Annotated in this window: 16 protein-coding genes; 10 read left to right on the top strand and 6 right to left on the bottom strand. The window is 52.9% G+C overall.

Translation table 11 applies throughout. The features are described from left to right. Positions 1-117: 117 nt before the first annotated feature. The 5 genes from pgi to LPB67_RS01640 form a co-directional block, all read right to left on the bottom strand. Positions 118-1,764: a glucose-6-phosphate isomerase gene (pgi, locus tag LPB67_RS01660; RefSeq protein WP_262835328.1), complete on the bottom strand. Its 1,647-nt coding sequence runs from the start codon at positions 1,762-1,764 to the stop codon at positions 118-120. A 124-nt stretch (positions 1,765-1,888) separates the two neighbouring features. Next, entirely contained in the window at positions 1,889-2,692 is an 804-nt protein-coding gene (gene rsmA, locus LPB67_RS01655; RefSeq protein ID WP_262835327.1) for a 16S rRNA (adenine(1518)-N(6)/adenine(1519)-N(6))-dimethyltransferase RsmA, read from the bottom strand. 125 nt (positions 2,693-2,817) lie between these two features. Beyond that, on the bottom strand, positions 2,818-3,846 hold the full coding sequence (gene pdxA / locus LPB67_RS01650) for a 4-hydroxythreonine-4-phosphate dehydrogenase PdxA (protein WP_262835326.1): 1,029 nt from the start codon (positions 3,844-3,846) through the stop codon (positions 2,818-2,820). Further along, positions 3,843-5,228, bottom strand: a complete 1,386-nt coding sequence (locus LPB67_RS01645) for a peptidylprolyl isomerase (protein ID WP_262835325.1) — start codon at positions 5,226-5,228, stop codon at positions 3,843-3,845. Before LPB67_RS01645 ends, pdxA begins: the two co-directional genes overlap by 4 nt. Positions 5,229-5,348: 120 nt before the next feature. After that, entirely contained in the window at positions 5,349-7,544 is a 2,196-nt protein-coding gene (locus LPB67_RS01640) for an LPS-assembly protein LptD (protein WP_316685049.1), read from the bottom strand. Positions 7,545-7,852: 308 nt separating this feature from the next. Between LPB67_RS01640 and LPB67_RS01635 the strand changes: the two genes are divergently transcribed. The 5 genes from LPB67_RS01635 to LPB67_RS01615 all read left to right on the top strand — a co-directional run bounded on the left by LPB67_RS01635 (position 7,853) and on the right by LPB67_RS01615 (position 13,626). Continuing rightward, positions 7,853-8,875, top strand: a complete 1,023-nt coding sequence (locus LPB67_RS01635; RefSeq protein WP_262835323.1) for an aminoglycoside phosphotransferase family protein — start codon at positions 7,853-7,855, stop codon at positions 8,873-8,875. Positions 8,876-8,927: 52 nt separating this feature from the next. Beyond that, on the top strand, positions 8,928-9,665 hold the full coding sequence (gene murU / locus LPB67_RS01630) for an N-acetylmuramate alpha-1-phosphate uridylyltransferase MurU (protein ID WP_262835322.1): 738 nt from the start codon (positions 8,928-8,930) through the stop codon (positions 9,663-9,665). A 25-nt stretch (positions 9,666-9,690) separates the two neighbouring features. Beyond that, positions 9,691-11,031, top strand: coding sequence for an aminopeptidase P N-terminal domain-containing protein (locus LPB67_RS01625; RefSeq protein ID WP_262835321.1), 1,341 nt, complete (start codon positions 9,691-9,693; stop codon positions 11,029-11,031). Next, on the top strand, positions 11,028-12,206 hold the full coding sequence (locus LPB67_RS01620; RefSeq protein ID WP_262835320.1) for an FAD-dependent monooxygenase: 1,179 nt from the start codon (positions 11,028-11,030) through the stop codon (positions 12,204-12,206). Before LPB67_RS01625 ends, LPB67_RS01620 begins: the two co-directional genes overlap by 4 nt. Positions 12,207-12,486: 280 nt before the next feature. Beyond that, positions 12,487-13,626, top strand: coding sequence for an HD-GYP domain-containing protein (locus LPB67_RS01615; protein WP_262835319.1), 1,140 nt, complete (start codon positions 12,487-12,489; stop codon positions 13,624-13,626). Positions 13,627-13,866: 240 nt separating this feature from the next. Here LPB67_RS01615 and LPB67_RS01610 read toward each other — a convergent pair whose 3' ends face one another. Continuing rightward, complete coding sequence (locus LPB67_RS01610) at positions 13,867-14,322, bottom strand: Lrp/AsnC family transcriptional regulator (protein WP_262835318.1); 456 nt, start codon at positions 14,320-14,322, stop codon at positions 13,867-13,869. A 231-nt stretch (positions 14,323-14,553) separates the two neighbouring features. On the opposite strand from LPB67_RS01610, the gene LPB67_RS01605 reads away from it, so the two are divergent. From LPB67_RS01605 to LPB67_RS01585, 5 genes are all read left to right on the top strand, one after another. Then, positions 14,554-15,627 carry an ornithine cyclodeaminase gene (locus tag LPB67_RS01605; protein ID WP_262835317.1) on the top strand — a complete coding sequence of 358 codons (1,074 nt, stop codon included), beginning with the start codon at positions 14,554-14,556 and terminating at the stop codon, positions 15,625-15,627. 18 nt (positions 15,628-15,645) lie between these two features. After that, a complete protein-coding gene (rocF, locus tag LPB67_RS01600; protein WP_262835316.1) occupies positions 15,646-16,557 on the top strand; it encodes an arginase in 912 nt (303 codons plus the stop codon). A gap of 437 nt (positions 16,558-16,994) precedes the next feature. Then, positions 16,995-18,527, top strand: coding sequence for a serine/threonine protein kinase (locus tag LPB67_RS01595; RefSeq protein ID WP_262835314.1), 1,533 nt, complete (start codon positions 16,995-16,997; stop codon positions 18,525-18,527). Beyond that, positions 18,511-18,993, top strand: coding sequence for a TssQ family T6SS-associated lipoprotein (locus tag LPB67_RS01590; protein WP_262835313.1), 483 nt, complete (start codon positions 18,511-18,513; stop codon positions 18,991-18,993). The genes LPB67_RS01595 and LPB67_RS01590 overlap by 17 nt, the downstream gene beginning before the upstream one ends. A gap of 54 nt (positions 18,994-19,047) precedes the next feature. Continuing rightward, complete coding sequence (locus LPB67_RS01585; protein ID WP_262835312.1) at positions 19,048-19,788, top strand: hypothetical protein; 741 nt, start codon at positions 19,048-19,050, stop codon at positions 19,786-19,788. Positions 19,789-19,856 lie beyond the last annotated feature (68 nt).

Below are 19,856 nucleotides of genomic sequence, written 5' to 3'. Positions count from 1 at the left end.
GGGGAAATTTTCATAGATGAATAATTCGTCGATAAATTATATGAAAATTTCCCGATGGAAATAATTGAATTGTGTCAAACCTTGTTAAATCTTTTTACGCTTTCAGTTAACCCGATTTCAGACATGGCCGTGCCGGCGGAAGTAGGCAATCAGGCCGCTGGTCGAGGTATCGAGCTGCGCGTCGTAGGCTTGATCGCCTTTGATCGCAGGCAGTAAGCGGTTCGCCAATTGCTTGCCAAGCTCGACACCCCATTGGTCGAATGAATTAATACCCCAGATCACACCCTGCACAAATACCTTGTGTTCATACAGCGCTAACAGCATGCCTAACTGGAACGGGTCGAGATTCGGCATCAGGATGGTGGTGGATGGCTGATTACCGGCAAATACTTTATGCGGTAGCAAGGCAGCGATTTTCGTTTCGCCCAATCCCGCTGCGGACAATTCGGCACGCGCCTGCTGTTCGGTTTTGCCAAATGCCAGTGCCGCGCTTTGGGCGAGGCAATTCGCCAGCAAAGGCGCCTGATGTCCGGGCAAAGGATAATCGCTGGAGGCCGCCACCACGAAGTCGCAAGGGATCAGCCAGCCGCCCTGATGCAATAACTGGAAAAAAGCATGCTGGCCATTGACGCCGATTTCACCCCAAACGATAGGATTGGCGCGGCAGGTCAGCGGTTCGCCATCGCGCCCTACCGTCTTGCCATTGGATTCCATTTCGAGTTGCTGCAAAAAAGCCGGCAAGTGGCGGATCGATTCGTTGTACGGCAAGATCGCCGTGGTTTCCGCGCCAAGAAAATTGGTGTTCCAGATCGAAATCAATGCCAGCAGTACCGGCAAATTATGTTCCAGCGGCGCACTGCGGAAATGGCGGTCCATCGTCTCGGCACCTTCGAGCAGACGCTCAAAACCGTTCATGCCGATCGCCAGCGCCACCGACAAACCGACTGCCGACCACAAGGAATAGCGCCCGCCGACCCAATCCCAGATTTGCAAAATATTCGCATCGGGAATGCCGAATTCATGCGCTTTATCCGGGCTCGATGTCACCGCAATAAAATGCTTGGCAACGGCCCACTCCTCCATCGCCGCCGCCATCAGCCAGGTCCTTGCGGTATGCGCATTGATGCTGGTTTCCTGCGTTGTAAAGGTTTTGGAGGCGACGATGAACAAGGTCGTGCGCGGATCGAGTTGTTCCAGCAAAGGCGCGAGATGAGCACTGTCCAGATTCGAGACATAATAAAAAGTCAGGCCGGGATGCTGCAGCGCCGACAGTGCGCGGGTTGCCAATTTAGGGCCGAGGTCGGAACCGCCGATGCCGATGTTCACCACGTTCTGAATCGCATCGCCTTTAAAGCCGCGCCACAAGCCGCTACGCACACGCTCGACGATGTCGCGCATCTGTTTGCGCACGCCACGCACCAGCGGCATGACGTCGTTGCCGGCCGATGGAAAAGGGGTAAAAGCCGTATGGCGCAGCGCCGTATGCAAGACCGCACGGTCTTCACTGAAATTGATTTTTTCTCCCGCAAACATGCGATCACGCCAATCCTCGACCTTGGCGAGCCGGGCCAGGCTAACCAGGCTTTGCAGGGCCTCGGCATCAATTCTTTGCTTGGAATAATCCACCAGCAAACCATCAAGCTCCGCCGAAAAATGCTGGAAGCGCGCTGGATCGGCTGCAAATAAATCGCGCAGATGCAGCGTATCAAGTCTGGTCTTGTGTTCTAGCAGAGTCTGCCATTCTGCGGTGCGGGTGATATCCATAGCTGCCTTAAGCAAGAATAATGAAAGTAAAACAGATGTGTTGAATTTACCGAATTGAGGCTGAATTTATTAGCGGATTTATTACAAGATTGATGGCTTTATCAATGTATGCATTTAACCTCGATTACGCCTGCGACGCTGCGCTATGTTTAGCCTGCGCTGCCAGCATGCGTGCCAGAGTCACGTACTGCTCTAAAGGAATCGTCTCCGGACGCATTTGCGGATTCACGCCAGCCTCAATCAATTGCTGCTCGGTAAACATGCCGGCAACGCAATTGCGCACCACTTTACGGCGCTGAGAAAATGCCTTGGTTACCACCTGCTCCAGCATTTTGACATGGCATTCCAGGGGCGCTGCTTTGGGGATCATGCGCACGATCGCGGAATCTACTTTAGGCGGCGGATCAAATGCGGTCGGTGGCACCACGAATAATAAATCCATGTGATAGCGCCATTGCAGCATCACCGATAAACGCCCATAGGCTTTGCTGCCAGGTTCAGCGACCATGCGCTCGACGACTTCTTTTTGTAGCATGAAATGCTGATCTTCGACCAGCGGCGCGATCTCGGCCAGATGGAATAACAAAGGGCTGGAAATGTTATACGGGAGATTGCCGACCACACGCAGCTTTTTACCGGCAGCCACCGGAATCGTCGAAAAATCAAATTGCAAGGCATCGCCCTCATGCACGATGAGTTTGGCGGGATCGAAGTTTTTTTTGAGTCGTGCCACCAGATCGCGATCGAGTTCGACGACATGCAACTGGCTCAAGCCTTCGAGCAATAATCGGGTCATTGCCGCCAGACCCGGACCAATCTCGACCATGGTCTGATCAGGCTGGGGCTTGATGGCGCTGGTGATGTCGCTGAGAACCAGTTGATCCGTCAAAAAGTTCTGGCCGAAGCGCTTACGAGGTATGTGTTTCATGTTGTATCGATAGGTTGAATGCCACGATTGTAAAACATACGTGAACTATTGCATGGGCAATCAGCGCAGAATCCGCAGCGGCGCTTGCAAATTGTGTTTTTCAGGAATACAGATATCGGAGAAATTTACGCAGCGCTGGTCTGCGCCATCTTGGCAGCCACGCGAATCGCCACCAGCATACTGCCGACTTCGGCACGCCCCACACCCAGCGCCGCCAGATCGAGTGCAGTGCCATGATCGACTGAGGTTCTGATCAGCGGCAAACCCAGGGTGATATTCACGCCCATCCCGAAACTCGCGTGCTTCAGTACAGGCAAACCCTGATCGTGGTACATGGCCAGCACGCAATCGGCATCTTGCAGATATTTTTGCTGGAACAAGGTGTCTGCCGGATAAGGGCCTTGCACATCCATGCCCAGGCTCTGCGCATGCTGGATAACCGGGCTGATCACGTCGATTTCTTCACGCCCCAGATAACCGTTTTCACCGGCATGCGGATTCAGGCCCGTGACCAGTATCCTTGGTCGCGGCAAGCCGAATTTATCGCGTAAATCGTGATCAATGATCTGGACGGTCGCCAGCAGATGATCGAAATTGATCGCGGCGGCGACGTCCTTCAACGGCAGATGGGTGGTCGCCAATGCCACCCGCAAGGCTTGCGGCAAATGGGCCGACGCCTCGCATGCCAGCATCATGACGACCTGGGCCGTATTGGTTTTTTCGGCGAAATATTCTGTATGTCCGCTGAACGGGACGCCTGCATCATTGATGGTACTTTTTTGCAAAGGTGCGGTCACGATGGCGTCGCACCAGCCTTGCTGTACACTCTCGATAGCAACATCAAGGGTGTGCAAAACCGCGCGGCCATTGCGTGCATCCAGTTGACCTGCGACGACATGCGCAGTCAGCGGGCAATCGATCACGGTGATCTGGTCGGTGCCGCAGCCCGGCAAGCCGCTGTGGCGCAAGGCTTCCAGCGAAACGCCCATCAGCTTGATGACAGGATCGATCTCACCCGCCAGCATCGCCAGATAGGCCGCGTCACCTATCAGGACCGGGCGGATTTCATTCCGCAATTGCCATGCAGCGCGGAGCGAAATCTCCGGGCCTATGCCGGCGGGTTCCCCCACCGTGATGGCAATTCTCTTACTCAATTATCGTCCAGGCGAAATTCGACGTAAGCGCGATCGCGCAATTGACGCAACCAGTCCTGCAAGGCTTCATCGGCTTTGCGATCGCGCACTGCCTGACGGGCCACCAGACGTTGACGCTCTTTGGAGACGTCGTCGGTCTTACGTTCTGTGACCTGGATCAGATGCAGGCCAAATGAGGATTCAACCGGATCACTGACTTCATTGATCGCGAGTTTATTCATCGCCTGCTCAAATTCCGGCACGGTATCACCAGGATAGATCCAGCCTAAGTCACCGCCTTTAGATGCAGTGGCGTCATTCGAAAACAATTTCGCCAATTCTTCAAATGTCGCGGCCTTATTGTCGAGACGCTGCTTTAACTCCACCAGCTTACGGCGCGCTTCTGCGGCAGTCACGATCTGGCTGGGCTTGATCAGGATGTGGCGCACATGGGTTTGCTGAACTACGGTGCCGTCGGCTTTGGTTTTCGCGATATCGCGTTTGCCAGTCAGCTTCAGGATGTGAAAACCATTCGGGCTGCGCACGATTTCAGACACTTCACCGACTTTGATTTTATTGAGGGAATCGATAAACAATTGCGGCAGGCGGTCTTGTTCACGCCAGCCGATCTCACCGCCTTTGATGCCTTCGCTGGCATCGGAATAAGTCACCGCGAGCTTGGCAAAGTCTTCGCCGGCGCGCAGTTTTTTCATGACTTCTTCGGCGCGCAAACGACGCTGATTGATTTGCTCGGCCGATGCGTTTTCCGGGATCAGGACCAGGATATGCGACAAATTCAATTCTTGCGGCACTTTACCCGGTGCGGCTTCTACTGCCAGATAGTTATCGACTTCCGACTCGGAGACCTGGATTTTGCTATCGACTTCGCGTTCGCGGATGCGCTGCATCATGATGTCGTCGCGGACTTCCTCGCGGAAACGCGCATACGATGTGCCTTCACGCTCGACCTGATTGCGGAATTCCTGGATCGACATTTTGTTTTGTTCAGCCAGACGCACCATGGCGCGATCCAGCATGATGTCGTCGACACGCATGCCATTCTCTCTGGCCAACTGCAATTGAGCACGGTCGACAATCATGCGTTCCAGCAATTGTTTTTGCAGATCGGCCCGGTTTGGCAATGCCGTACCCTGTGCCGCCAGCCTCTTTTCCACCGAGCGCAAGCGCTCGTTCAGTTCCTGGCTGGTGATCACGTCTTCATTAACGACGACCACGATCTTATTCACCAATTGCCCTTTTTCATTCGGGTTATTGGCTTGATTCACCGGCAAAATCGGGGCGATCGGCGAAATCGCCGGGGCAACTTTTTGCGCCCATACCGGTGCCGCAGTAAACATGGTGGCTGAAACAGCCAGAACAGAGAGAAGAGTGCGTTGTGTCATGTGCAAGTTGTGTCGCATAGTGATCCAAATCCATATTAAAACTGGCGGGAAGTCGCGGGTGTTCTGCGCTGCCTGCCAATACTTACTGCTGCATAGTTTGAGCAAAAGCTGAAATATACGCTAATTTATCGGCTGATAACCTGAAATATTCTTTTTTAGGACGTCTATCGGGTTCGATCCCAGCCTGGCCAGTCCGTTCAATTCCAACTGAATAAAAAACGCTGTGGTGCTCGCCAGCGTCGTCGTAGAAAAACGCTGGCCGACCATGCGGAACGACCAGCAATTGCAAGGATCTTTGTATTCAAAACCCGCCAGGCCATCGACCAGCTTCTTATCCTGCAGGGAATAATTGCTTCTGCCAACCACGAACCAGCGATTCCCGATAGGTAACTGGGTAGAAAAATCGAGTTGCTCCAGACTGTCGCGCTGATAGCGGTATTCAAGATTCAATACCGTTTGTTGCGCCGGCTGCCAGCGTATACCGTAATTCGAGCGCACCGAATGTTTGTCCGTTTGACTGATCTGCAATGCCATGTCGGCACTGATCTTATCGGAAATTTTGCCTGAAGCCGCCAATAATAAATCCGAGCGGCTCGGACTGATACTACTGGTACTGTCGAGTACGACTCTCTGGGTATTGAAGTAAAAACGCTGACCGATCGCGACTTTAAAACGCTCCTCGCCGTTTCCTTCGATAAAACGTGAAATCAATGCCGCCGTGATTTGGTTCGAATCGCCGATACGATCTTGCCCGGTAAACCGGTTTTCGCTAAAAATCTGGGCGAAATTGAAATCGGCTACCGCGCTGTCAAAATTCGGGAACTGACTTTGATCGCGATAGGGTGTCTTGACGTAGAACAGGCGCGGCTCCAGCGTCTGCGTCACCGGCTTGCCCAGCAGACTAGATTGGCGCTCGAACACCAGGCCGCTGTCGATGGAAAACGTCGGCACAGTGCGATGGAAATCCGTATCCTGGCCTGCGCCAGGATTGGTCAAGTGATAATTCGCCGCATTGAATGTCAGTTTGGGAACGATGAAGAAACCCGGCTGCACGATAGGATATGACATCTGCGAATTAATCACGGCGCGATCACCGCGCACCAGCGTCGGATGCCAGAAGCGCGTGATGATCGTGTCAACCGACCAGTCAAATCCTTTTACGTCATGTTGTTCTGCGTGCAGATTCAACTGCGGCAAACGGTCGTAAGGTCGTGTAATCGGCGCCGTTAAATCCTGTAAAACCTGATAGTTCGATGCGCGCAAAGCAGCGTAACCGAGCCAGCCCGAGTAGGTCAGGCTGACGTCGCGCAACAACAGTCGCTGGGCCGTCTTGGTAATCGAGCTGGAAAAGTCGCTGGCATAATTATCGTCGGACGCGGTGTTCACATTCCAGGCAAAGTCGAGTTGCGGCAACAGTTTTTGTTGATGTATCGATGTCAAGGCATAGCGATTGGTATCAGTCTGACGGTCATCCGCCAGTCCTTCTATCGTGGTCGTGCCGGAGAAATTATCATCGAGGTAGCGCACCTCGGCGCCGAGCTGCAGGCCGCGCCGGGTGATCATTTTTGGATACAGCGTCAGGTCCCGGTTGGGAGCGATATTGAAATAATAAGGCAAGGTCAGCTCAGGGCCGCCCTTAGACGAGCCGCCCCAGACCGGCGGCAATAAACCGGAGTGACGCGCACCGGACAAAGGAAAAGTCAGCGATGGCGTTGCCAGAATAGGGATGCCCTTGAAGTACACTATCGTCTTGCCGGCGACCCCTCTGTCCAGTCCTGTATCCAGCTTCAGCGTATCCGACTGCAGATACCAGTCGGGATCATCGCTGCTGCATGTGCTGTAGGTGCCATTAATCACCGTTGACTGCTCTTCACTCTCAAACTCGATGCGCTCGGCTTTGCCCTGCGCATTATTTTTGACTAATTTGTATTTCGGCTTCAAAACAAAACCGATACCGGAATCAAGCTGCAGGCGCATTGCTTCGCCGGTGTAGTTATTTCCGGCCTTTTGCATACGCACCTTGCCGGTCGCTTTGACTTCATCGTCGAGATTGGTGTAAGTCGCCTTATCCGCATTCAGCTTAGTATCGCCTTTAGTGACTTCGACATCATCATCAAAATCGACAAAGCGTTCCGGGCGTCCCGATATTTTTTCGGCACGCAGGACGGTTGGTTGCTCTTTGTCGCCTTTGATCACCACTTCGGCTGGCTTACCGCTGCTGGCAGCGGTTGGCGCGGGCAAGACTGGCGGCGTTTGTGCGAATGCCTGGACCGGGAACAATGCCGACACAGCAATCGCGGAGATAGTAGGAAACAAATGCTGTGGGTGAGATAATACGGGTTTCCGGCGCATGTAATATGAATTCTAAGGAGCTTGTTTGGCGTTTATACGGGCGAAAATAGCAATCGGAACGCAATTCAGATTGCCGGTTCTGTACCGCTACATAGCGGCAGTTAGCTGCGGTTCTGGCGTTCCACCCGAAATCAATCGCCTATTATAGGGGATATGGGCGAAATGACCGAAACCTCCGTACATTGAGCCGCCAGGATCGGCTGCCTGGCAGAAGTCAACTGAGCCAAAGCAATCCATATTCAATCATTATCTAAAATTTATTCAATTCCATCATGTCCACGAGCTCTGAAAACCAACGTATGTCCGCGATTCACGCCTGGCTAGCCAGCATCAGCAGTCCCAGCCTGAGAGTCGACAGCCTGCGCCCGGCGTCTGAAGATGCCAGTTTCCGCCGTTATTTCCGTATTGATGGCCAGAATGGCAAAACTTACATCGTCATGGATGCGCCGCAGCCGGCAGAGGATGTGCGTCCTTTTATCCGGATTGCCGAACTATTGGCAAAAATTAATTTGTCGGTGCCGGACATCCTGGCCCAGGATGTCGAACAAGGTTTGTTATTGCTGACCGACCTTGGCAGCACGACTTATTTCAATGCACTGAACCACGATACGGCGCATAAGCTGTATATGGATGCTATCGACAGCCTGATTCTGCTGCAAACCCAAAGCCAGCCTGAAGTATTGCCCGAATACGACCGGGAATTCCTGCTGCGCGAGCTGATGATTTTCCCTGAATGGTATATCGCCAAACATCTGGGCGTGACCTTGAGCGCTGCGCAAACCGAGAGCCTGAACAAGGTATTTGAGGCCTTGCTCGCCAATATCATGGCGCAGCCGCAAGTCTACGTCCACCGCGACTACCACTCGCGCAACCTGATGGTGCTGGATAAAGGCAACCCCGGCATTCTGGATTTTCAGGGCGCTTTATACGGGCCGCTGACTTACGATCTGGTGTCGCTGTTGCGCGATGCCTACGTCCAATGGGATGAAGAAATGGTGCTCGACTGGGCGATACGCTACTGGGAAAAAGCCCGTCGTGCCGGTTTGCCGGTAAATACCGATGTCGATAGCTTCTACCGGGATTTTGAATTCATGGGGCTGCAACGCCACCTGAAAGTATTAGGCATCTTCGCCCGCCTGTCGCACCGCGACGGCAAGGACCATTATCTGGCCGACATGCCGCTGGTGATGGAGTATGTACGCAAAACCGCGAATCGTTACCATGTGCTGATTCCTCTATTGCGCCTGCTGGATGAAATACAGGAAACCGCACCGACATTCGGCTACACATTTTAAAACCGCGTTGGCTTTTCCCAATACCGTCGTCACCACAATAGATCACAAGCCCATGAAAGCCATGTTATTAGCAGCAGGTCGCGGCGAGCGCATGCGACCGCTGACCGACACCTGTCCTAAACCTTTGCTCAAAGTGCGCGGTCGTCCGCTGATCGTCTGGCATATTTTGAATCTGGTGAAAGCAGGCATCACCGAGATCGTCATCAACCACGCGCATCTGGGCCACATGATTGTTGAGGCCATCGGCGACGGCAGCAAGTTCGGTGCGCAGGTCAGGTATTCAGCAGAAGCCCGCGCCCTGGAAACTGCCGGCGGCATCGCGCAAGCCCTGCACTTGCTCGGTGACCAGCCGTTTCTGGTGGTTTCATCCGATATCTATGTCCCGCATTTCAATTTCGAAGAATGCAAAAATACGCTCGAAGACAATGATATGTGGGGCAATCCGCATCCCCTGGACCAACGCGATGTCGCCTGGCTGTACATGGTAAAAAACCCCAGCTTCCACCCTGAAGGCGATTTTGCGATGAACCTGATGGGCTTGTCGAACGACAGTAGCGATGGCTCGTCGAGATACACCTTCGCTAATATCGGCGTGTACCGGCCTGAAATTTTTGCCGATATCAGACCGGGCAGCTATGCCAAGCTCGGCCCGCTGCTACGCGAGATCGCAGACCGGGGCCAACTGGGCGGCGAACTGTATCGCGGCGACTGGCACAATCTTGGCACGCCGGAACAGCTGGCCGCGCTGAATACGCCGCTCCATGCCTCCGGCAATGCATCGACGAATTGATGAAGATCAGAATGAAGCTCACACGATGAACATCGTCTCCTATCAAGCGCGTCGCCGCCATTTGCTGGCGCAGATGCAAGCACAAGGCGGCGGTATCGCCATTATCCCGACTGCGCACGAGATGACGCGCAATAGCGATAATTTTTTTCCGTTCAGGCATGACAGCTACTTTTATTATCTGTCCGGCTTCACTGAACCGGAAGCAGTGATCGTGCTGATCGCTAACGGCAGCGAACAGCGCAGCATCTTGTTCTGCCGCGAAAAAAACATGGAGCGAGAAATCTGGGATGGCTTTCGCTTCGGACCTGCGGCTGCGCGCGAACATTTTGGCTTCGATGCAAGTTTCGCGATCGATGCACTCGACGGCGAACTGCCGATTCTGTTGGGCGATGCCCCCAACCTGTTCTACAGCAGCGGCTGCGATCCGCAGTTCGATACACGCTTGCACGGCTGGATGGACGCAGTACGCGCCAAGTCCCGCAGCGGCATCAGCGCCCCCACAACCACCATCGATGTGCGCGAACTGCTGAACGAGATGCGCGTGCGTAAAGATGCGTCCGAAATCGAACTGATGCAAAAGGCAGCGAGCATCTCGGGCGCGGCACATACGCGCGCGATGCAGATGGCACAGCCAGGTCGTTATGAATATGAACTTGAAGCTGAGTTGCTGCATGAATTTCGCCGGCAAGGTTCACAAGCGCCCGCCTATGGCTCTATCGTCGCCACCGGCGCGAATGCCTGCATCCTGCATTACAGCAGCAATAACGCGCAGATCAAGGATGGCGATCTGATCCTGATCGATGCGGGATGCGAATTCGATAGCTATGCATCCGACATCACGCGCACTTTTCCAGCGAACGGACGATTCAGCGAAGCGCAAAAAATCCTGTACCAGATCGTCCTGGCATCACAACAGGCAGCGCTGGATTGCGCGCATCCCGGCTCTCGCTACATGGACGGCCACCACGCCGCAGTGCGGGTGCTGACACAAGGCATGCTGGACACGGGATTGCTCGACCGGAACAAGGTCGGTCATGTCGATGACGCGATAGCCAGCGCGGCGTTCCGCCAGTTTTACATGCATGGTACCGGGCACTGGCTGGGCCTCGATGTGCATGATGCAGGCGCTTATCGCGAAACAGAAAAAATCGGCGATGAAAAACCGTATCGCCAATTAGAGGCAGGCATGGTAATCACGATCGAACCTGGCATCTACGTGCGTCCGGCAGCCGGCGTGCCGGAACAATTCTGGAACATCGGCATCCGTATCGAAGACGATATCCTGATCACGCAAGACGGCCATCTGAATCTGAGTCGCGATACGCCGAAAACCATCGCTGAAATTGAAAGCGTGATGAAGCGATGAGCGCAATTGATTTTCCTCTCGCGATCTGCGGTGCCGGCCCGGTTGCCCAAACACTGGCGCTACTGCTCTGCCAGCAAGGCGTCGCACCCGGGAGCATCGTCTTGTTCGATGCCAAAACCAGCGCTCAAGCCGAACAGGATGCCCGCTCGATTGCCTTGTCTTACGGCAGCCGGCAAATTCTGCACAGCGCCAACGCATGGCCAATTAAGGCTACCAGCATCCGGCAAATCCATGTATCGCGCCGCGGGCATTTTGGCCGCAGCCTGATTGACAGCGGCGACTACCATATCCCTGCGCTCGGTTATGTTGCACGTTACGGCGACATCATCGCGCCATTGCAGCAGGCCATCAAACACAGCGGCATTCGCATCAAGCGCCCGGCAACGGTGACAGCATTGGACGAATTCGACGAGAAGGTCGCGTTGAGCTTACAAGATGGCAGCAAAATCACTGCCGGCATCGTGGTACAAGCCGAAGGCGGCAACTTTGCGGATCAGACGCAAAAGGTACGCAGCCACGATTACCGGCAAACCGCGATCCTCTCCCGCATCACAGTCAGCCAGGCTATTGCACAGCGAGCCTACGAGCGCTTTACAGAGCAAGGGCCGCTGGCTTTATTGCCGCAGGAAGACGGCTACGCCCTGGTATGGTGTGTCAGCCCGGCGATGGCGGAGCAATTGTTGACGCTGGATGACACGTCGTTTAAGCAGGCTTTGCAAGTCGCGTTTGGCGAGCGCCTGGGCCGCATCCTGACCACCTCGCCCCGCCATGCCTACCCGCTGGGTCTGAATGCGCAAGCTCATGCGACACGCCGCACCGTGACTATCGGCAATGCCGCGCAGACCCTGCATCCGGTCGCTGGTCAAGGATTGAATCTGGGATTGCGCGATGCCAAAATTCTGGCGACGATTTTGCCAAACTGCCTGACTCCTTCGCTGCGGCAAGACCTGTCCAATGATCATATCAGCGCGCAATTGCAGCTTTTCCTGCAACAACGGCAAACCGACCGCCAGGCCACAATACGGCTGACCGACACAATGGCAAGAATCTTTGCCAGCGCTCCGGATGGCGCACTGACGCAATCGGCACTGGGTCTGGGCTTAGGCTTGCTGGATATCGTCAAGCCTGCGAAAAAAATCCTGGCGGAGCAGATGATATTTGGCTGGCGCAGTTAAACAAAAATAACGACCGCAAAAATAACGACCGGTGTTCCCAATTGCAACAATCACTTGGCTTAAAGAAGCGTAAGCAGGGTATTTTCTGCTAGGATAATAATCAATCATGGTTGAATAGTGATGTTGTCCACGCTCTCGACACATTGATGATGTCATCATCGACTGAGCCAAAGCTCAGTGAATCAAGCCCTAGTCAAGATTGCCTGGACCTGAAAAGTTTGCACTGGATTCAAGTAAAGCTAACCCGACTTGATCTTTATTGTTTTGACTGAGGTAAGCCATGTCCGCAAGACGCATCTCGATTTCCGATATTGTCATAGGCCAGCCATTGCAGTGGGACGTGTATGGCGGCGATGGCACCTTACTGCTGCGTAAGGGATTCATAGTTTCCAATACCCATCAGGTGTCGGAACTGATTGAACGCGGTTTATTTGCTGACCTGAACCAGGCAGACAGCGCAACACGCGACAAACGGCAAGCAGAAAAACAGGTGGAACAACCGTCCGTAGTAAGGATGATTAACAATGTCCGCACCGAGCTGCGCCGCATTTCCTACAATATCAGCAGCGAACCCAATGCGCGCGAACAGTTTCTGGCGCTTGCCAGGCATGTCGGCAGCGCCGTTTCTATGGATCAGGAAGTTGCGCTGGGCTGCATCCTGCTGAATCAGGACGATACGTATGCCAGCCGACACTGCGTTGACACTGCCGTCGTCGCCATCCTGGTTGCACGTGCCTTAAAAAAAGATCCGGAAGAAATCGTTCAGTTGACCGCTGCCGCATTGACCATGAATATCAGCATGCTCAGGCAGCAGGAGAAATTACAAGCCAAGAGCGACAACCTGACGGCTGAAGAACAAGAAATGATCCAGCAGCACCCTGAAACCAGCGTCAAACAGTTACGCAGTGCCGGCATCAACGATGAGGATTGGCTGTCCTGGATTATGCATCATCATGAGAACGAAGATGGCAGCGGTTATCCGGCAAAAAAATCCGGTGCGGATATTCCCTTCAATGCCAAGATTATTTCCCTGGCAGATCGCTATTGCGCCCGGGTTTGCGCCCGTAGCTACCGCAAATCCTTATTGCCAAATGCCGCCCTACGCGACTTTCTGGTTGAGGGCAAGGGCAAGATTGACACCATGCTGGTGGCCACATTAATACATGAGCTGGGAGCCTACCCGATCGGCACATTCGTGCGCCTGGAAAATGGCGAAATCGGTGTCGTTACCGGAAAAGGCATCACCACCACCACACCGTATGTGCATGCCCTGATAGGACCGCGCGGCGCCCCGCTCGCGGTAGCGGGCCGACGAGATACCCAGCGCAGTCTGCAGTCGATCAGGGAAGTACTGCATCGCGAGCAGGTGCCGGTCCGATTCACTATGCGCCATATTTGGGGCGATATTGCCAGCCTGTAAACGCGCTGATATTTCTATAATACGACAGATAAATTTACCTATTATTCCTGCTGTATCGTCTGACACCGTTGCCGCCATATGACATCATGACGAGCGTTCAACATGATGGCGATATCCACTATCAGTCACGACAACAGAGTCACACAAAATCAAACCGAAGATGCAATAGCGGCGACACGGATCTTTGCGACAGTCTGATCTATGTTTTTAGCGCGGACAGAAATGTAGCGCAACAACTGGCTAAGCAATCGGTAAGCTACTCACCGGCTTAATCTCTTCCATGCAAATCATGGAACGTAAAGAAGCCACGCCTGGCACCTGCATCAACCGGTCCGTCAAAAACTGCGAGAGACTCTTTAGATCGGGGGCCACAACCTTCAGGATATAGTCAAAGTCGCCGGTAATCGTGTGGCATTCAATAATGTCGGGAAACGCCATGATGTTGCGCTCGACCTCACGGACATTACGAAATTGTTCCCGGTCGAGCGATAAGTTCACAAAAGCCGTCACGCCAAGACCAATCGCCTCGGCCGACACCTGCGCCACATAGCCACGGATGACCTTCTTTTCTTCTAGTGTACGAACCCGGCGCAAGGTTTGCGGCGGCGACAGATGGATGTGTTCCGCCAACTGCAAATTACTCATGCGACCGTCGTCCTGCAAATGTTTCAATATGCTGCGATCATAGTTATCCATAACGTCCTCATAAATTTAATAATTTTATGATTTAATTAAAATTAGAAATTTAAATCATTAAATTAACTTAATTAGAAATTATATTTCATAATATTTGTTTTATATATTCTATTTAGAAATCTAATTTCCGGCCAATTCGCTACAATTTATAACAGGACATGCAATGATTCAGGCGCAGAAATCGCCACGAATCTGTTCTGGCAGCATCCCAAAAAATCAACGGAGAACATCATGGTGACCTTCATCGGCACACAGGAAATGCAAACCCACCTGAAAAAAGTCAGTGTAGAAACAGCGATTGCACGCTTATCTGACATGATCAAGGAAGATTATTTACGCTGGAGTCAATTCGACAAATGCGCACGCGTGGCCAGCCACTCGGATGTTGGCGTGATCGAATTAATGCCTATCTCTGACGGCACTCAATATTCATTCAAATACGTCAATGGACATCCTAAAAATACCCAGGAAGGCTTGCTGACAGTCACAGCATTCGGCGTATTGGCGGATGTGGATACAGGATATCCCAAGCTTTTGTCGGAATTAACCTTGACTACCGCCATCCGTACTGCCGCCACCTCGGTGCTGGCGGCGAAATACATGGCGCGCCCGGACAGCCGCAGCATGGCCCTGATCGGCAATGGTGCGCAGAGTGAATTCCAGGCAATCGCCTTCCATTGCCTACTCGGCATACAAGAATTGCGCGTGTATGATGTCGATCCGGCAGCCACGGATAAATTGATCAGGAACCTGCGCGCTTATCCAAATTTGCGTATTATTCGCGCTGGATCAACGGCAGAGGCCGTCCAAGGTGCCGACATCGTCACAACCGTCACTGCGGACAAGACCAATGCCTTGATTTTATTGCCTGAAATGATAGGCGACGGCATGCATATCAACGGTGTCGGTGGCGACTGCCCGGGCAAGACCGAATTACATGCAGATATCCTGAAACATGCCCATGTCGTCGTCGAATATGAGCCTCAAAGTCGTATCGAAGGCGAACTGCAACAAATGCCGGCAGATTTTGCTGTCACAGAATTGTGGCAAGTCCTGGCAGGCCGTGCAGCAGGACGTCATAGCGAAAAACAAGTCACCGTCTTCGATTCGGTTGGCTTTGCATTAGAAGACTTTTCTGCCATGCGTTATCTGGAAAAATACGTCATGCAAAAGAGCTCTCCGATCTTGGACCTGATACCGGAATTACTGAATCCTAAAGATTTGTTTGGCATGGCAGTGGATCAATCATCGACGGCCGCGTCAAGCACGATGACAACAAAAACAGCTGTACCGATAAACGCTTAAATTTTAACGAATAACCGAATGAAAACCATTTCCTTAATTGGAGCTCCAACCGACGTTGGAGCAAGTGTCAAAGGTGCGGGCATGGGTCCCGACGCATTGCGCGTCGCTGGTTTAGTAGAAGCGCTGGAAGCCAGGCAATTGCGCGTCGTTGACCGCGGCAATTTGCATGGTCCCGCCAATCCCTGGCAACAGCCGGTAAATGGTTTGCGTCATTTGAAAGAAGCGATTGACTGGAATCAGGCGGTATTTGATGCGGTCGATCAGGCGCTCAACGATGGTCACATGCCGATGATGCTGGGCGGCGATCATTGTTTAGCCATCGGCTCGATCAGCGCGATTGCCAAGCATTGCAAAAAGAATGGCAAGAAGCTGCGCGTCTTGTGGTTCGATGCGCACGCCGACAGTAACTTATCGACAATTAGCCCGACCGGCAATATCCACGGCATGCCGGTCGCCTGCCTGATGGGTCATGGTCCTGAGCAACTGATTCATTATGCCGGCCATTCACCGGCAATGTCGCCCGACCAGATTCGCATGATAGGCATACGCAGCGTCGATGCCGGCGAGAAAAAATTCATCCATGAAATGGGTATGCAAGTATTCGACATGCGTTATATCGATGAACATGGCATGCGCAGCGTCATGAATAGCGCGCTCGAAGGCCTGGATGAAAACACCCATCTGCACGTGAGTTTCGACATGGATTGTCTGGATCCGGATATCGCGCCAGGCGTAGGGACTGCGGTATTGGGCGGCCCGACTTATCGCGAGGCACAATTGTGCATGGAAATGATCGCCGATAGCGGCCGCCTGGCTTCACTCGATCTGGTAGAACTGAACCCGGCTCTCGATATACGCAACCAGACTGCGGTATTAGCCGTTGACCTGATCGAGAGTCTATTTGGCAAATCCACCTTGGTCAGAATGTGATGTCCTAGCTGACAAAAATCCCTGCAAGTTGTCATCAATAAGCAGAGTTAGCCGCATGTTCCTGCATGCGGCTTATTTTTTAGGATTTACACAAAAACCAAAACCTCTCACTACCAAGGCACCGAGACACAGAGGAAGAACCAGAGTAAGCAACTCCATGGAATGCCGATATGAAACGAACCCGCAAGCTGGATGCGCCTGCCGGCACGAAATGGCCCGGAAAGCCGCATGCAGCCTGCGGGCTCAATGCCAGATCGCGGCAAGCGTTTTTTTGCGTAAGTCCTATTCTTATTACTCCCTGCTTGTTTCCGCCTTAGGTTTTAACAGTCGGCACACGGATCACAAGAAATTTCAGACGCTTACAAATTAAGCCACAAATCACCCGCATATTTCGTTTCATCGCTGGAAGTAAAGTTGTTTTGGCGTTATGCTAAGGCATGACCGCCGATACTTTACGCACTCCCCTGCCACATGCCAATCCTGTCCCTAAGGGGCGTATTGGGCGCTTCGTATTTGAGAGTGAGATCGGGCAAGGCTCAGTCGGTATCGTGTACCTGTTTCGCGATCCTCTCATCGGTCGCAAAGTTGCGATCAAGATCCTGAACCCGCAATTACCGTCGAATCAGCGCCAATTATTTGAGAAACACTTCATCCAGGAAGCACGCGCTGCCGGTCGCCTGAATCATCCGAATATTGTGACGGTATATGACGCCGACAAAGAGGGAGATTTGCTCTACATCGTCATGGAATATCTGGAAGGCAAAGAGCTGCGCGATTTAATGACCGGCGGTCATCAATTCAGCTACAAGCAAATTGCCGACATGATTGCCCGTACCGCGAATGCGCTCGATTATGCCCATGAACACGGCGTCATCCATCGCGACATTAAACCAGCCAACATTTTTATTACAGGCAGCGCGACACCTAAAGTGCTGGATTTCGGGATTGCCAGCGCTTCCCGCCAATTGTCGGATGGAGATGCCACGCTGGGTCACGACCATCTTTCTGAACAACGCCTGCTAGGCACCCCGAATTACATGTCGCCAGAACAGACCCGCGGAGAATCGGTTGATGCCCGCACGGACATCTTCTCTCTTGGCGTCGTACTGTACCAGCTACTTTGCGGCGAACTGCCGTTCAAGGGCGACAGTATCAAGCAGATTTTGCATGCAATTGCCCATGATCCGGCGATCCCGCCACAAGAAATACGTACCGATGTGCCCTTGCGCCTGGCACGCATTGCAGCCAAGGCGCTGGCAAAAAAACCGGCTGATCGCTATGCCCGCGCATCGGATATGGCGAATGATTTGAATCGCTTTTTATCCAAGGAAAGAGCGGACCGCATCATTGCGAAAATCCAGCAGCCCGGGGCAGAAAAAGAACTCGCGGCGGCAAATTCGACAGGTGATCGCCGCAGGAAAAATGAGCAGAAAAAGCTAGGCATCAATCATGCGCTGATTGCCGTTGGTCTAACGATAGCAATCGCGGTGGGTGCATGGTCCTGGATGCGCCCGGCACCTCAAATCGTCGCGACTGGCGTCACACCAGTTGAGACAAGTACCACGCCGCTGCCAGCTCCGGCAGCAGCAGAAAACTCTGTCGTCGCGGCTAGCAGCTCGGTCAAAGAAGATTCAGAAGAAATTATCAACTTGCCGCTTACATCCGTTACTGCACCGGAAAAAAAGGCCAAGACCGATGCAGTAGCAGCGAAGCCTCAGCAAAAAACCAAGACATCAGCGACTGCTACCGCACCATCCGCCCCTCTGGTAGTTGGTGCCGTGCAAATCGCCGTTTCGCCCTGGGGTGAGGTGTATGTCGACGGCGAGGCCAAAGGAGTAGCGCCACCGCTGACCAGGTTAAATCTAGCCGTTGGCAGGCATAAAATTGAATTCCGCAATGGCGACGATAGCTATTCCGTCAATATTGAAGTCAGCGCAGATAAGGAGAATAAAGTTGGCCACAGATTTTAAGCAATCGTCACCGCATGCATCGCCGCCGAATAGACAGGAAATTCGTTGGGCCAATACGCCGACCGGCCAGCGTAAAACCTCCCTGAGTGCAATGGCAAGCACCATAGGATTGATAGTAATCCTGGCCGGCTGTGCCGCACCGGAAACGCAGGTTGGCCTATCCGATTTATCCGCCCGGCCAGGTGAAAAAGCTTTGCTGTCCGGCATACGTTCATATGAAGATGCCCAATATACAGAGGCAGAAAAATCCTTGACCCTGGCGCTCAGTTCCGGCTTCACCGTCAAGAAAGACGCCGCACTCGCACATAAATATCTTGCCTTCATTTTCTGTACCAGCGCCCGGATCGAGGCATGCAAGCAGGCATTCCGCTCGGCGCGGATGGCGGACCCGAGTTTCGAATTAAATAAAAGTGAAGTCGGCCACCCGCAATGGGGACCGGTATATAAGCAAGTGATGGCGGAATAAAATCGAGCCCGATTCATTCTCAGCCGATCTGTCACAGATACTGCTTGGACAATCATGATCCGACGCCTGCTGAAATGGATGGTGATTGCCAGCCTCATCTTGCTATGCGTCTCGCTCTGGCGCATGCACGCCTTACCGCCGACAAGCGAACTCTCTGCGTCATTGCTTGAAGAACCGGTTCAAATACCGCTGAAACAAGCCGCATTTTCCGTAGAATCAAATGGCATCACTTACCAGGTTCAGCCGCTATACCAGTATGAATTAACCGGCTTGGTAGTCAGCAAACATGATGCCAATACCTGGTGGGATTACTTGCATCGCGAATGGAATGACAAGCTGAACATCGTTGACCTCTGCGTAGTCTGGGGCAATAACGTACGCAGCGGGTCGTATGCGGATATCGATTTTTCCAGCGGCCAGTTCACCTGCAATTTCAGTACCGACTCCAATGCCGCTTTTGCAGCTTTCGATCAGACTGCAATCTCGAATAATCATTTGCTGACCGATAGTCCGCAACTTGCAAAGATCATGCGCAGCGTACAAGTTGGCGACCAGATCCACTTTCGCGGTCAGCTCGCAGAATACTCGCACAACCATGGTTTTGCATTCAAGCGCGGCACCAGCATCACCCGTACAGATACCGGTAACGGTGCTTGTGAAACTGTTTATATTGAGAGTTTCGACATCATCAAAACCGGCGGCAAACCCTGGCGCAATCTGAGCTGGCTGGCGGGGATCATGCTGCTCATGGGTGTCCTTGCCTGGTTTATGCAACCGGTCAGGTTTAATGACTGAGCGGCCATGCGAATCTGCGTTTTAATTTCTAACTACTGATGAAATATCGGTGGCGTAAATAGAAAAAC

This window comes from Undibacterium sp. Jales W-56 (genome assembly GCF_025548535.1).
Lineage (GTDB): Bacteria > Pseudomonadota > Gammaproteobacteria > Burkholderiales > Burkholderiaceae_D > Undibacterium.
Note: the sequence above shows the minus strand (reverse complement) of the source record. Positions and strands in the feature narration are given on the sequence as shown.

What these genes read in the sequence shown, in the direction of transcription:
- pgi (WP_262835328.1), bottom strand. Translation starts at nt 1,764, where the DNA reads ATGGATATCACCCGCACCGCAGAATGGCAGACTCTGCTAGAACACAAG.
- rsmA (WP_262835327.1), bottom strand. Translation starts at nt 2,692, where the DNA reads ATGAAACACATACCTCGTAAGCGCTTCGGCCAGAACTTTTTGACGGAT.
- LPB67_RS01645 (WP_262835325.1), bottom strand. Translation starts at nt 5,228, where the DNA reads ATGACACAACGCACTCTTCTCTCTGTTCTGGCTGTTTCAGCCACCATG.
- LPB67_RS01635 (WP_262835323.1), top strand. Translation starts at nt 7,853, where the DNA reads ATGTCCACGAGCTCTGAAAACCAACGTATGTCCGCGATTCACGCCTGG.
- murU (WP_262835322.1), top strand. Translation starts at nt 8,928, where the DNA reads ATGAAAGCCATGTTATTAGCAGCAGGTCGCGGCGAGCGCATGCGACCG.
- LPB67_RS01625 (WP_262835321.1), top strand. Translation starts at nt 9,691, where the DNA reads ATGAACATCGTCTCCTATCAAGCGCGTCGCCGCCATTTGCTGGCGCAG.
- LPB67_RS01620 (WP_262835320.1), top strand. Translation starts at nt 11,028, where the DNA reads ATGAGCGCAATTGATTTTCCTCTCGCGATCTGCGGTGCCGGCCCGGTT.
- LPB67_RS01615 (WP_262835319.1), top strand. Translation starts at nt 12,487, where the DNA reads ATGTCCGCAAGACGCATCTCGATTTCCGATATTGTCATAGGCCAGCCA.
- LPB67_RS01610 (WP_262835318.1), bottom strand. Translation starts at nt 14,322, where the DNA reads ATGGATAACTATGATCGCAGCATATTGAAACATTTGCAGGACGACGGT.
- LPB67_RS01605 (WP_262835317.1), top strand. Translation starts at nt 14,554, where the DNA reads ATGGTGACCTTCATCGGCACACAGGAAATGCAAACCCACCTGAAAAAA.
- rocF (WP_262835316.1), top strand. Translation starts at nt 15,646, where the DNA reads ATGAAAACCATTTCCTTAATTGGAGCTCCAACCGACGTTGGAGCAAGT.
- LPB67_RS01595 (WP_262835314.1), top strand. Translation starts at nt 16,995, where the DNA reads ATGACCGCCGATACTTTACGCACTCCCCTGCCACATGCCAATCCTGTC.
- LPB67_RS01585 (WP_262835312.1), top strand. Translation starts at nt 19,048, where the DNA reads ATGATCCGACGCCTGCTGAAATGGATGGTGATTGCCAGCCTCATCTTG.